This is a genomic window from Allobosea sp. NPDC055594 (assembly GCF_053618995.1).
The window spans coordinates 369,338-382,320 of record NZ_JBSHIO010000001.1; the positions used below are offsets into that span (position 1 = coordinate 369,338).

14 protein-coding genes are annotated in these 12,983 nt (G+C 65.4%); 6 read left to right on the plus strand and 8 right to left on the minus strand.

Annotated elements, in window-relative coordinates; all coding sequences use genetic code 11:
- The first annotated feature begins 45 nt into the window (after positions 1-45).
- Complete coding sequence (locus ACWGRX_RS01720; protein ID WP_452116170.1) at positions 46-1,281, plus strand: glycosyltransferase family 4 protein; 1,236 nt, start codon at positions 46-48, stop codon at positions 1,279-1,281.
- Here the strand turns inward: ACWGRX_RS01720 and ACWGRX_RS01725 are convergent.
- The 3 genes from ACWGRX_RS01725 to ACWGRX_RS01735 all read right to left on the minus strand — a co-directional run bounded on the left by ACWGRX_RS01725 (position 1,263) and on the right by ACWGRX_RS01735 (position 4,380).
- A complete protein-coding gene (locus ACWGRX_RS01725; protein WP_452116171.1) occupies positions 1,263-2,222 on the minus strand; it encodes an FkbM family methyltransferase in 960 nt (319 codons plus the stop codon). The two genes, ACWGRX_RS01720 and ACWGRX_RS01725, sit on opposite strands and share 19 nt — an antisense overlap.
- A gap of 314 nt (positions 2,223-2,536) precedes the next feature.
- Positions 2,537-3,946, minus strand: a complete 1,410-nt coding sequence (glnA, locus tag ACWGRX_RS01730) for a type I glutamate--ammonia ligase (RefSeq protein ID WP_291638355.1) — start codon at positions 3,944-3,946, stop codon at positions 2,537-2,539.
- A gap of 95 nt (positions 3,947-4,041) precedes the next feature.
- Positions 4,042-4,380 (minus strand): P-II family nitrogen regulator, encoded by a 339-nt coding sequence (locus ACWGRX_RS01735; protein WP_066469077.1) that lies wholly within the window; start codon positions 4,378-4,380, stop codon positions 4,042-4,044.
- Positions 4,381-4,660: 280 nt separating this feature from the next.
- Here ACWGRX_RS01735 and ACWGRX_RS01740 point away from each other — a divergent pair, with 280 nt between their 5' ends.
- A complete protein-coding gene (locus tag ACWGRX_RS01740; RefSeq protein WP_452116172.1) occupies positions 4,661-6,178 on the plus strand; it encodes an NAD(P)H-hydrate dehydratase in 1,518 nt (505 codons plus the stop codon).
- Positions 6,179-6,272: 94 nt separating this feature from the next.
- Here the strand turns inward: ACWGRX_RS01740 and ACWGRX_RS01745 are convergent, their stop codons facing one another.
- Positions 6,273-6,821, minus strand: a complete 549-nt coding sequence (locus ACWGRX_RS01745; protein ID WP_452116173.1) for a PRC-barrel domain-containing protein — start codon at positions 6,819-6,821, stop codon at positions 6,273-6,275.
- Positions 6,822-7,017: 196 nt separating this feature from the next.
- Between ACWGRX_RS01745 and ACWGRX_RS01750 the strand changes: the two genes are divergently transcribed.
- Positions 7,018-7,290 carry a hypothetical protein gene (locus tag ACWGRX_RS01750; protein WP_452116174.1) on the plus strand — a complete coding sequence of 91 codons (273 nt, stop codon included), beginning with the start codon at positions 7,018-7,020 and terminating at the stop codon, positions 7,288-7,290.
- A 45-nt stretch (positions 7,291-7,335) separates the two neighbouring features.
- Here the strand turns inward: ACWGRX_RS01750 and ACWGRX_RS01755 are convergent, their stop codons facing one another.
- Positions 7,336-8,034 carry a hypothetical protein gene (locus ACWGRX_RS01755; RefSeq protein ID WP_452116175.1) on the minus strand — a complete coding sequence of 233 codons (699 nt, stop codon included), beginning with the start codon at positions 8,032-8,034 and terminating at the stop codon, positions 7,336-7,338.
- Between the two features lie 769 nt (positions 8,035-8,803).
- Here ACWGRX_RS01755 and ACWGRX_RS01760 point away from each other — a divergent pair.
- Positions 8,804-9,043, plus strand: a complete 240-nt coding sequence (locus ACWGRX_RS01760; RefSeq protein ID WP_452116176.1) for a YdcH family protein — start codon at positions 8,804-8,806, stop codon at positions 9,041-9,043.
- A gap of 262 nt (positions 9,044-9,305) precedes the next feature.
- Positions 9,306-9,566: a hypothetical protein gene (locus ACWGRX_RS01765; protein WP_452116177.1), complete on the plus strand. Its 261-nt coding sequence runs from the start codon at positions 9,306-9,308 to the stop codon at positions 9,564-9,566.
- 306 nt (positions 9,567-9,872) lie between these two features.
- On the opposite strand, the gene ACWGRX_RS01770 is transcribed toward ACWGRX_RS01765, so the two are convergent.
- Entirely contained in the window at positions 9,873-10,022 is a 150-nt protein-coding gene (locus ACWGRX_RS01770; RefSeq protein ID WP_291638361.1) for a hypothetical protein, read from the minus strand.
- 212 nt (positions 10,023-10,234) lie between these two features.
- Between ACWGRX_RS01770 and ACWGRX_RS01775 the strand changes: the two genes are divergently transcribed.
- Positions 10,235-10,558 carry a DUF7696 family protein gene (locus ACWGRX_RS01775; protein WP_452116178.1) on the plus strand — a complete coding sequence of 108 codons (324 nt, stop codon included), beginning with the start codon at positions 10,235-10,237 and terminating at the stop codon, positions 10,556-10,558.
- 20 nt (positions 10,559-10,578) lie between these two features.
- On the opposite strand, the gene ACWGRX_RS01780 is transcribed toward ACWGRX_RS01775, so the two are convergent.
- A complete protein-coding gene (locus tag ACWGRX_RS01780) occupies positions 10,579-10,752 on the minus strand; it encodes a hypothetical protein (RefSeq protein WP_452116179.1) in 174 nt (57 codons plus the stop codon).
- A gap of 889 nt (positions 10,753-11,641) precedes the next feature.
- A complete protein-coding gene (locus ACWGRX_RS01785) occupies positions 11,642-12,742 on the minus strand; it encodes a hypothetical protein (protein WP_452116180.1) in 1,101 nt (366 codons plus the stop codon).
- Positions 12,743-12,983 lie beyond the last annotated feature (241 nt).

Consider the following 12,983-nt stretch of genomic DNA (forward strand, 5'->3'; position numbering starts at 1 on the left):
CCTTCCTCAATCTTTCGCCGCTAGAAGGCCTCTGCGGAGGTCGGCATGCGCGTAGTCATCGTCAGTGATTTCGGCTCGGTAAATGGCGGCGCCGCCAAGGTTGCGATCGAGAGCGCGCGCGGCCTGGCCGAAGCGGGCGTCGAGGTTGTCTATGCCTGCGCCATCGGCCCGGTCTCCGACCGGCTGGATCATCCCAGGATCGAGGTCGCGCGCTTCGAGGGCGAGGAGATCTGGCAAGTCGGCAACAGGATCGCCGCGGCCCGCCAGGGGGTCTGGAATGCCGAGGCCCATGAGTTCCTGAGGGTCCTGCTGGCCCGCCAGCCACGCCATGCGACGCTCGTGCATCTGCATCAATGGACCAAGGCCTTCAGCCCAGCTGCGATCGCGGCGGCCGGCGCCAGCGGCCTGCCGGTCGCGATCACCATGCACGACTACTTCTCCTTCTGCCCGACCGGCGGCTATTTCGACTTCCGAGCCGGCGCCGCCTGCAGCAGGACACCGATGTCGGCCGGCTGCGTCACCGCCAATTGCGACCGCGCCTCCTATGTCCACAAGCTGGTTCGCGTCGCCAGGCAGTGGCGCTCTGACGAGGCGATACGCAGCCTGAAGGCGCCGCTCTTCATCCATGTCAGCGACTTCGCTCGCCACTTCGCCGAGCCGTTCCTGCCGAGGCAGGCCCGGCATCTTGTCGTCGAGAACATGATGGAGGCGGCGCGGCGCGAGCCGGCCGATGTGGCGAGCAACCGGCATGCGCTCTTTCTCGGCCGCTTCACGCAGGAAAAGGCCGGCGACGTCCTGGCGCGCGCGGCGCTCACCGCCGGAATGCCGGTGCGCTTCGTCGGCGAGGGGCCGCTCGCCGACGAGATCGGCCGGATCAACCCGTCGGCGGAGGTTCGCGGCTGGGTGCCTGCCGAACGGGTCTTCGACGAGATCAAGCAGGCGCGTTGCCTGGTTCTGCCCTCGCTATGGTACGAGCCCGGGCCGCTCGTGATCGCAGAGGCGCGATCGCTGGGCGTGCCCGTCGTGCTGGCGCGTACCACCGGCCCGGCCAGCTGGATCGAGGATGGAACCGATGGGATCCTGGTCGAGGGCGGCGACGTCGAGGGCCTGAGCGCCGCGCTGGCGCGGTTGCAGGACGATGGCGTTGCGGCTCGCATGGGTGCTGCAGCTTATCGCCGCTACTGGGCCGACCCGCTGACGACACCGCGCCATGTCAGCCGGACCATCGCGGCCTATCACAGACTGCTGCCGACAGTCGCAGGTCAGGCTGCAAGTGCCTGATTTGTAATGATTTCGGGCCATTGCGAGGATTTTTTCATCGCAATCAGATTGTAGCCCTTGGTGCGGTCGCGCTTGTGCGCGTCGAGCTCGCCCGCTTCTGAGATCGCGACGATGCGATCGTCGAGCAGCAATTGCACCGCAAGGCTGCGTTCCTCGATGATATGCCGGGTCAGGCCGTGTGACGCGTCCGAGCCGTGATCCTCGTAGATCACCAAGGCGTCGTCGCGCAGGGCGCGCTCCATGCCGGCGAGCGCTTCGCGCTCGACACCTTCGACATCGAGCTTGACCACCAGGCGTCTTGCCGCCCAGCCCTGCTCTTCGAGCAGGTCGTCGATCGCAATCGAGATCACGCTCTCGCCATCCGAGGCTTCGTCGTCGGCGGCAATGCCGCGGGCCTCGTGCGCCGCGGCGTTCAGCCGGACCTCTACGCCGGAGCGGTCGAGGATGGCGCGATGGAAAGCGTTGACCTTGCCGGCATGCGGCGCGACGTTCTGAGCCAGCAGGGCAAAGGTCGGAGCCGAGGCCTCGACGGCGAGAACCGGCTTGCCGCCTCCGGCGCGTGAAGCGACGAAGACCGACCAGTAGCCGATATTGGCGCCGCAATCGACGAAGCCGTAGTCGAGGCTGGCAAGCAGCCGCAGGAAGCGGGCCATTTCCGGCTCGTGGTCATAGGAGCGCAGCAGCATCCGGTTCCAGTAGGGATCGCTGGCGGGAAAGCTGACCTGCGCATCAGGGCCGAGTGCGATCTGCGCCGTCTGCCCTGTCCACGCTACGCTGCCGACCAGCCGGCAGGCCTTGTAAAGGCCGCGCTGCATCAGGGGGCGCGAGAGTGCGCCATAGGTATCGAGCGCCCCGATGAGCGCGCGTTGACGCCAGCCCCCGACGATGAGACGCCCGGTGCTGCGATCGATGGCGATGTCGGCATTGCTCGCGGCGGCCATGGCGTCGCTCCACTGAAGAAGGAGCTCATCGCTAGCCGAAAGACTTTGCCGCGCGGTAAAGGCGCCTGGCGAAAGTCGCACGGTTTCCAGCCGCCGCTCGGGTATTTCGTGTTGGGCCTGTCGCTTCATCCGGGCGAATGCAGGGAGGCCTCTGGGCCGGGCAGAGCGACTTCCCTGTTGGTCCATGGCTGCCCCCTCGCATGTGGGCCATTCTCCCAGGCAAAGAAAAAACCGGGGCGGTGACGCCCCGGTTTGCAAGTTGGGCCGCGAAACAGGTCGCGGTCGGGAGTAAAAACTCTCCGCCGAGCAAAAGCTCAGTAGGAGTAGTACATCGCGAACTCGACCGGGTGCGGCGTCATCTCGTAGCGCGCCACATCCTGCATCTTGAGCTCGATATAGCTCTCGATGAAGTCGTCGGTGAAGACGCCGCCGGCCTTGAGGAAGGCGTTGTCCTTCTTCAGGGCGTCGAGCGCCTCGCGCAGCGAACCGCAGACGGTCGGGATCTTCTTCAGCTCGCGCGGCGGCAGGTCGTAGAGATCCTTGTCCATCGCCGGGCCGGGGTCGATCTTGTTCATGATGCCGTCGAGGCCGGCCATGGTGAGCGCGGCGAAGGCGAGATAGGGGTTCGCCATCGGGTCCGGGAAGCGGACTTCGACGCGCTTGGCCTTCGGCGAGGTCGTCCACGGAATACGGCAGGAAGCCGAGCGGTTGCGGGCCGAATAGGCCAGCAGCACCGGCGCCTCATAGCCCGGGACCAGGCGCTTGTAGGAGTTGGTCGACGGGTTGGTGAAGGCGTTCAGGGCCTTGGCGTGCTTGATGATGCCGCCGATATACCAGAGGCACTCCTGCGACAGGTCGGCATATTTGTTGCCGGCGAAGAGCGGCTTGCCATTCTTCCAGATCGACTGGTGCACGTGCATGCCCGAGCCGTTGTCGCCATAGACGGGCTTCGGCATGAAGGTCGCGGTCTTGCCGTAGCTCTGGGCGACGTTGTGGATCGCGTACTTATAGACCTGCATGGTGTCGGCCATGTGGGTCAGCGTGTCGAACTTCAGGCCGAGTTCATGCTGGGCCGAGGCGACCTCGTGGTGGTGCTTCTCGACCTTGGCGCCCATCGCCGCCATGGCGGCGAGCATCTCGCCGCGCATGTCCTGCGCCGAGTCCTGCGGCGGAACCGGGAAGTAGCCGCCCTTGGTGGCGATGCGGTGGCCGAGATTGCCGCCCTCGTAGTCGGTCATGCCGTTGATCGGCAGCTCGACATTGTCCAGCTTGAAACCGGTATTGTAGGGGTCGGCAGCGATCTTGACGTCGTCGAAGACGAAGAACTCGGCCTCAGGACCGACATAGATGGTGTCGCCGATCCCGGTCGACTTCAGATATGCCTCGGCCTTCTTGGCCATGCCGCGCGGGTCGCGGCCATAGGGCTCGCCGGTCGCCGGCTCGAGCACGTCGCAGGTAATGACCATGGTCGAGGCCGAGAAGAACGGGTCGATGCAAGCCGTGGTCGGGTCGGGCATCAGGAGCATGTCGGACTCGTTGATCGCCTTCCAGCCGGCGATCGAGGAGCCGTCGAACATCGTGCCCTCGGCGAAGATCTCCTCGTCGATCATGGAGATGTCGAAGGTGACGTGCTGCCACTTGCCGCGCGGGTCGGTAAAGCGGAAGTCGACGTATTTGACGTCATTGTCCTTGATGGCCTTCAGCACATCCTTGGCGTTCTTCATTTTCGACATTCCTCTCGACTGCATTTCTCACGACCGGCGTCGTCCGCGGCTTTCCTGCCGCCGGTGCACGCCTGCCGGGTTCCGGAAAAATTCCTTCAGATCGCGTCCGCGCCGGACTCGCCGGTGCGGATGCGGATCGCCCCCTCGATGGACGATACAAATATCTTGCCATCGCCGATGCGGCCGGTCTGGGCCGCCTTCTTGATGGCCTCGATGGCGCGCTCGACCATGTCGTCGGCGAGCACGATCTCGATCTTCACCTTGGGCAGGAAGTCGACGACGTATTCGGCGCCCCGATAGAGCTCGGTATGCCCCTTCTGGCGGCCGAAGCCCTTGGCTTCGAGGACGGTGATGCCCTGCAGGCCGACTTCCTGGAGCGCTTCCTTCACCTCGTCGAGCTTGAAGGGTTTGATGATCGCCTCGATCTTCTTCATGCGCCGACCAGCCTCCGTGGCGTAAGATTACCGAATTCGCAGTCCCAGGCCCGGTTCTCGCCCCGGCGACGGCCCAGTATCGACCGTGCCGGGGCAGCTTGGCCCCGCCTGTCTTGCTCATAGCATCGGCGCGGCCCGCTCGCCATGTCGGCATCCCCGCAAAAGCGCTCGTTCCCGCGGCAGAAAACCGGCTAAAATTTGTGCATATGCCAAATGATTGGACAATGACCGCCGGTGGCTCCTTGTTGCCGGGCGGGCGCCCTTCCTGGATGATCGACACATGATCCTCGCCGCGCCGGATTCACTCGCCCTGCTCGACGTTGCCGAGATGACGGCCGCCGACGAGGCTGCGATCGCCAGCGGCATTGCGGGCTTCGCCCTGATGGAGCGCGCCGGGCGGGCCGTGGCCGATGCGGTCTCGCGGCGCGGCCGGCCGGGGGAGCGCGTGCTGGTGCTGTGCGGCCCCGGCAAGAACGGCGGAGACGGCTTCGTCGCGGCGAGGTTGCTCGAAGCACGCGGCTTTGCCGTCACGCTTGCGCTGGCGGGCGAGCGCGAGCAGCTCACGGGGGATGCCGGCGAGGCGGCCTCAGGCTGGCAAGAGCCGGCCCTGGCCATTGCGCAGGCTCGGCCGGAAGATCACGACATCATCGTCGACGCCCTGTTCGGGGCCGGGCTCAACCGGTCGCTCGAAGGCTCCATCGCCGCGCTGGTCGAGCGGGTGAACGCCAGCGGCCGCCCGGTCGTCGCCGTCGATGTGCCGAGCGGCGTCTCCGGCGACAGTGGCATGGTGGGTGGCCCGGCGATCAGGGCCGCTGAAACCGTCACCTTCTTCCGGCTCAAGCCGGGACATCTGCTCTATCCCGGCAAGGCGCTCTGCGGCGTCGTCACCCTCGCCGATATCGGGATCACCGCCGAGATGGTGTTCGGTCCCGGCAAATCGGAGCCCAAGACCTTCAGCAACGAGCCGCTGCTCTGGCAGGGCCGGATTTCCCGGCATGAGGCCGGGACCCACAAATTCCGCCGCGGCGCGGTCGCGGTCGCAGCCGGCGGGCTCGCCGGGGTCGGGGCGCCGCGCCTGGGGGCCCGGGCGGCGCTGCGCATCGGCGCCGGGTTGGCGACGATCATCTGCCGGCCGGAGGCACTCGCGGCGCATGCCGGGCGCGGTCCCGACGCGCTGATGCAGGTTGCTGCCACGGACAGCGCCGCCTTCGAGCTGTTGCTCGCGAAACGGAAGGTGGCGGCGCTGCTCGCCGGCCCGGCGCTCGGCCTGGACGCGATAGCGGAGAGCATCGTGATGGCGGCGCTTCGCTCCGCCGTGCCTCTGGTGCTCGATGCCGACGCGCTGACGCTTCTGGCCGGCAGCCCAGCCCTGCTGGCGGAGCGCCTCGGCCGGCGCAGCGCACCGACGGTGCTGACGCCGCATGAAGGCGAGTTCGAGCGCGTGTTCGGTAGGCAGGGCGCCTTTTCTCCTGAGTGCTCCCGGCTCGTCCGCGCGCGGGCGGCAGCGGCCGCGACCGGAGCGGTGGTCGTGCTGAAGGGGCCGGACAGCGTGATCGCGGCGCCGGACGGGCGCGCCGCCATCAATGCCACGGGCTCGCCGGCGCTGGCGACGGCCGGCTCGGGCGATGTGCTGGGCGGGGTTATTGCGGGATTGTTGGCGCAGGGCATGCCCGGCTTCGAAGCGGCCTGCGCCGCCGTCTGGCTGCATGGCAAGGCCGGCGAGGCGCTGGGCTTCGGCCTGATCGCCGACGACCTGCCCGAGGCATTGCCCGGCGCGCTGCGGCTGGTCGCCGGCTGAACCGGCGTTCGGGCGAGGGCCGCTGGCAAAGTAGAGCCCGCCCCCTTCCCGGGAGCGGGCTCGTTGTCGGGCTATCAGGCCTTCAGGGAAGACCTCAGCGGGCGGCGTAGGTCACAGCCGGAGCGCTGGTGAGCTGCTCCTTGCTCATGTTGATCTTGCCGTGGTCCGGATACATTTCCGGAGCGCGGGGCGTGGGCGCCGGCTGGCTCATGGCACCACCGGCACTGCCGGACGGAGCCGGGGCCGAGGCGGCCATGGGCTGGTCGCTCCAGGTGACCTGATCGAAGGGAATCGCGACATCCTTGGAGCCGATGCCCAGGAAGCCGCCGACGCCGACCGTGACGAGTTCGATCTTCCCGGTTTTGTCGAAGACGACCTCGGTGACATCGCCGACCTTCTTGTTGTCGGGGCCGTAGATGTCGACGCCCATCAGCTTCGAAGCCCGCCATTTGCCCTGGCCGGCGAGGTTGTTCTCGGGGGCCTTGGCCGTTGCAGGGGCCGCGGCCGGAGCTGCCGGCGCGGTCGTGGCAGGCGCGGCAGGCTGCGGGCTCGGTGGGGTGTTCGGCGCGGTCGTCTGGGCGACGGCTGCCGCGGCAAGCATGACGCCGCCAATCGCCGTCAGTGCAACGTGACGCTTGTACATCGTGTTCCTCCTATCGGCTTCCGCATCAAGCGGGATGCCCGAACAACCCCCGAAGCAGGTTTTTGTTCACGCCTTCTTGAACGGAAGCCTTCGCAGACGGCCAGGATCGACGTGCGTTCAGGTTTCGCTAGGGATTACTGCTGTCTGCTGGGAGGGGCAGGGGCGGGCCCTGACAGTGCTGCGAAAGGCTGCCGGAATGCACAGGGGCTTTGCCGTCGTCGCGCTCGCAATCGCTGCGAGCGCCGTGGCCGCGCCGGCCGGGGCCTTCTGGCCGCGCTCGCAGCTCATGGCCTGTTCCGAGGCCGCCAGCGAGGCGGATTTCCAGCGCTTGCGTTGCTGGGAACTCGAAGGGCGGGTGCAGGTGCCGATGTCCTTCGGCCCGGCCACCGCGCCCTATGCCGGTGCGCCGGCGCGAGGGCGGCCATGGACGGAGCCGCGACAAGGCGTAGTCGTCAGGCGTCTGGGCTGAAGCGGCTCCAGCCTTGGCTGACCCATCCGAGCCGGCCTTCGCCCGCTACCAGTTTGCCAGCACGATTCCGCGCTCTTCGAGATATTTCTGAACGTCGAATTTCCAGGCCGGGCCGTTATGGTCGAGCAGACGGATCGTGTAGACGAGGAATTCGTCGCGGTCCGAGAAGAACAACGGCATATAGGAGGCCTCATAGGCCGAGCCCTGTTGCCAGGGCTTCAGCCCGATCGCGCGGTCGATCGCGGCCTTGTATTTCTTCAGGCTGTTGATCGACCCCGATTTCGGGTCTCCGCAGGCGTAGAGCGCCACCCGGTGCCGGCGCTGCGCCGAGGCGTGGCAGGCTTGCTCGAGCAGTGCGAAGCTCTGCTGCAGATTGGGATCGCTGCTGCAGAGCTCGAAATAGCGATACTGCGCTTCGGGGGCGGCCGGGCCCTGGAACAGGGCTTCGAGCATGCGGCAGGCGGCGGCGCTGTCATGCAGGAAGAGACTGCCATTGCCGCCGGCGAGCGTCGTGGCGACTGCGAGGGCCGCGAAGGGATCGCCGGCTTCGGCGGCGGACCGCAGCAGCCGGCCGCCAAGCATCGGATCACGCGGCGTTCCGACGCCCAGCAGATAGCCGAGACCGAGATTGGCGTGGGCTCGCAGATCTCCCGCCTTCTCCGCCTCCTCGAGCATGGCAAAGGCCTGCCGATGCCGGGCCACGTCGGTGGTGCTTCGCAGCATGGCGATCGCCTTGTCATTCAAGGCAGGATCCGGCGGTGATGGGGTCTGCGCGAATGAGGGGTGGAGGAGCGACGCGGCGATCAAAAGCGATGCGGCGAGGAGGCCGCCGAGCTGAGTTGCGTGCATGATTGGAGCTTTCTCTTTCCGCGGTTTCGACGGGCCTGACCTGCGCGGATATCAAACCGCGCAATCATCCTTGAAATCCGCCCCGATGGCGAGGCATGCGCTGATCAACCGCCGGATGGCTTTCGCTGCTTCCGTCAAGGGCGAGTGCAGTGGATGATCTCGGCACAATCCCTCGCCGAAGCTCGCGGGGGGCCTGCGGCCGTCATGTGCGCAGCTTCAGCGGCGGCCGGTACTCGGTCATGAACGAAGCAGCTTCTCGGCCAGAGCCTATAGTCGACAGACGAAAAGCAGGGTCGCAGCGCCGGCAATGTTCACCAGTGCCGTCAGCCAATGCGGCATTGCGGCGACGATCTGCGCCTGAAAGCACCGCTCGCACTCGTACTCGCACTCCAGCACGCCAGCCTCCCATTTTTCCGGGAGTTTGCCGATTTTTCTGCGAGAGAACGCCCCCCAAATGGGGGGGAACAGTGTCTGTCCGCAAGCGCAGCGTTGCTGAGGGGCGACCGGGCGAGGGCAGGCGGTGCCGCTGCCGAGATGGCGAGCGATCGCCGCTCTCCGGAAGGCTCTCAACCGCCGATCGCGGACGATTGCGTTGAATCAAGTCCGGTGCTGTCTCGAGCCCGTAGCATCGACTGCGGAAGATTCCTCTACTCAGGATGCAGCTATGTCCAATACACCGCATACTCTCGCCGATGAATTCCCGGGAGCGGGAGAGGCGATCAGCAAGCTGAAGGTCGCGAATCCCGATTTCGCGCATCTGCTGGCCCGCTACGACGAGGTCAACGATCAGGTCCATCTGGCCGAGACGAACATCGCTCCCGTGGATCAGCTCACCGAAACCGAGTTGCGCAAGGAGCGTCTGCGGATCAAGGACGCCATCAGCCAGGCATTGTCCGGTAGCTGAGCCGACGGCCATTCCTCGAGCGGCGAACTCGGAGCACGATCTCGCCGTCTTCGAGGATGGATGTGGCGGACACCGGCGGATGGCCAGCGCGCTCGCGCGCGCTGGCATAATGACCCGTCGCGATGCCTTCGCGGGCCGGGGCCGAGTTCGAAATGGTGATAGCCGGCCGTTGGCGGGAACAGCTCTGGCGATGCCGGGTTAGGTTCGGTGTGCGCTGCGATTGGATCGCGCGCCTTGGCCGATCAGAACCTGGAGGCACGACATGTCAGATGACGGCGCGAGCACCGACGGAACCGATATGGAGCAGATAAAGATCGTTCTGAATACGCTCTATCTGTGTATCGATTTTGCGATGAAGCACATCGCCACACATGAGGGCGCCGACGCGGCCACCAGCTTCAAGGGAGAGCTGCTATCGGCGCTGAAGAGCGGCGACCTCAACATGGCGCTGATGGAGGAAACCAAGACCTTCGAATTCGTCATCGAGAAGATCGAAGCGCTTGCCGAACCGGGCGCGGCATAGAAATCGCGAAAGCTCTGCTTTTTCTACTCGGACCAGCCTCCCGGCTTCGTGCTTGCGGAAGGTCGACGGACAGACGAGCCTTGGCAGCGCATTGGTCGTGGCCGGTCGCCTTGCTGATCGCCGGGCAGCGTCGGATCGATGCGCGGCAGAGTTCGAGCAATGCTGGCCTTCCTGCAAAGCGTGCGAGTTGGCCGAGCGCCAGCCTTCCTCGTCAGATCGCTCCAGGAAAAGCCGCCCCGAGGCGGCGAAGAAAAACCCGCCGGACGGGGCGGGAGGCGACTCATCGAGAAATGGCTCGGGCCGTCGTCAGTGCGAGATGCGCCAGACGATGAAGGCGCCGATGATGGCGAGCGTGAAGTAACCGGCAATTCGGACCCGGCGCTGGATCGCCTCGATGATCTCTGGAAGGCGATATGAGATGTCGTCGTCATCCATAGCCTTCAAGGTGTCTGCCATGCGGCAGTTCCGCAACGGCGCAAACGGGTTAGCCCGTCAAATGGAGGTTACTCTTCAGAGCCGCGCCGCGGTGCTACGAGGCGCCGGCCCTCGACGAACGCCGGCTCCGCCTACTGCTTAGTTGTTCGCGTACCAATCGCCAGGTCGACTTTGGCCCGACGCTCGCCGGGAGATACGCTGACAGGGATCGGCCTGTGTGACGGGCAGCTCTATTGTCGTACCCGCAGGACCCGCCGCTCGCCTATTCCTATCTCGCCGGCCGCGAAGTTTCGACATGGTCGGAAGAGTCGAAGCGTGAATGCGAGATCGCTTACCTCGCCGGGCTGGCGCCGCCAAAATTGAGCGTGATGCTGGATGGCGTCGCCGGCTCGACGGATCGGGAGGAGCGCGGGATCAAGGGCGTGCGCGGCGAGGCCGCGGTCCTGGCGCTCCGGGACGAGATTGCACCGGTTCAGACAGTTGAAGACAACAGCCTGAAACGGAAAAGGCCGTCGCCACAGCGAAGGGTCGAAGTGACCGCCCCCAGCCCATTATGATGGCCTGGCCAGCGCTTGGACTAGCGTGCAACAAATTCGACCAGCATCGTGGCGAGGATGAGCAAACCCGCACCAGCGATCACGGCAAAAAGGACCGGGAACTTGGCTGGCTCTCCGGCAGGCGATGCTTTGGCATCGGGCGTCCGGTGGCTCGCCTGGTCATTCGTCGGTTGCATTCCACTCACATGGGTCATCGCTTCGCTCCTCTGACGGGTCGCCACCCCCAAGGCCAACACATCAACCGCAGATGAAGCGATAGGTTCCGTGCGATCGGAGCATGCCTGCCCCTCATCCCTTACTAGATCGAGGAAGAAAGCGGCAGACGACGCCAAGGAGGCGGCGGCGCCCGCTAGGCTCGTCGAGGGCGGCATCCTGACCGAGGCGACGGTCGCCCATGAGCAATTGGCGTCCCCGAGAGGCTTGTGAGAGTTGACCGAAACGTCCAGTGAACACGCTGTAGCCGGCCGCAGCAAATGCGTGGCGGGCTGGGCGTGATTGGAATGGAGCGCGGGATGTTGGACGGGATTAGTTGGCCAAGCGTCCTGACGCAGGCCCTGCAAACCGGCGGGGCGCTAATAATGGTGCTTATCGCATGGTCAGTGCCGCGTGTGATGTGGCGCGGCGCATTATGGTGGTTTGGCAGCGACCGTGGCGAGGCTGAACGGGCGGCACTGACCAAGTTGCTGAATGAGGCAGAGGAGCGCGGTTATCGCAGGGGTTGGAGCGAGGCAGAGGAAGTGCTGAACGACAAGGTGGCGCGGATATCCGCCAACACCTCCGCTCAATAATCGTCGATTGGCAGGATCTAAAACGGAAAAAGGCCCGCCCCCCGCGCGAGCGGGACCGGGCCACGAAGGAGGGCAGGAAGCCAGCCGCCCCCGGATCAAGGAAGAGTGCAACTAACAGTTCAACTTCTTCGCACAGGCGGAGCCGTGTTGCGGGCGGCGAGCGCGTCGAGGACCGAGACGTCCAAACTGGCATATTCTGCTATTTTCCGAAACTTTCGGCCAGCAGTATGAATTTGCGCATGCCAATCCAGATTTGGTGCCTCCTAAGGCGCCGAGGCTGATCTCGCGCTGCCACTCAGCGTCTCGGCAGCTTTTTGCAGCGGGCCTCGAAAGCTGCGAATGCCTGCTCGCCACCCGAAATGTCGAAGATGGCGTCACGTGGCTTGCCTCGGCTCGTCCTACCATGAACGACGAAGCGCTCGCCTCGGGCGAGTTGGTCCAGCGCGCCAGCCGAGAGGCTGGACATGTTGCCACCGTGGTTGTCGCTGAAGATCAGCCCCTCATCGGCGCCATCGACCTCCCAGCGCAGCGGGCGCCCATCAATGGAGACCGGCGTTGCTGATTTAACGATGTTCCAGTTGCGCGGTGGCAAGAACCAGTGGCTGATCGTGATGCCGTTGTCTGCTCGCCCGCAAGTGAGGTTGAAGCTGAATGCGCTATCATTCGAGTCGATCTCGAAATGGAGCTCGGTCTTGATCATTTGTCCGAATCGCCAACGAGACGAGCGTCTCGCTGGCGTCGGAGTTTGCGGTCTAGGCAGATCCGGCGAGGTCTGCGCGTCTGCGTGCGGTTGAGCTCCGGGAGGTGCCGGCGCGGGCGCAGATGATTCTATCGCCTGCCCGTCCTGTGCCCGCAGCACGCTATCGTCGCCGTCCTGCGACCTGACTCCGGTATCCGGAGATGCTGCTGCAGCGGCTGCCGCCGGGGAGCGGACAGCGCCGCTCCTGGCGACTGCGCCGGTGGCGCGCACTGGCGGGCCGACCAGTTCCACCGAGGCGAGCTTCTCGATCCGGCCGGCGGCGCCGCAACCCAGTGTCACGACCTTCAGCTCCTGTCCCTTGGCCAGCAGCGTCGCGAAGCCTTCGGCGACACGTGCCCGTGCCGATGCGGGGCTGATCGTGGCGAGCAAGGGCAGGTTGAGATAGCTTTCGCCGTACTTCGCATCCTTGAAGGTCACGCCCTTCATTTGGCCGTTCTCGAAATGTTGGTCGACCACCCGGCCGCGGCCGCTGGCTCTGGAACAGCCGCTGGCCGTGGAGAGGTTCGCCATCGCGACGATCCGGCCGGTCTGGTCCTTGTCAATTCGGATCTGGGCGTTTGCCGTTTTTGCCGTTGAGGCGAGGAGTAGAAATCCCAGGGCGATGGTGGAGATATGTTGGCCTTTAAGATCAGTCATCGACAGACATCCGACGCCGCAGGATAAGTCGATCGACGATTTCAGACATCGATCTTCGCGGCGATCATGAGGGTGGCTCGCGGTTTGGCGCAAGCGTCGTCTAGATCTATCGCGAATGGCTCGGCGATGAACGCTGACAGGAACTGGGTGGATCACATTGCGATGGTCAGGGTGTGGACCGGGCTGAAGCGCTATTGAGGCCGTTCGGCGATCGGCGCCTCATCGCCCCTTCTGCATGCAA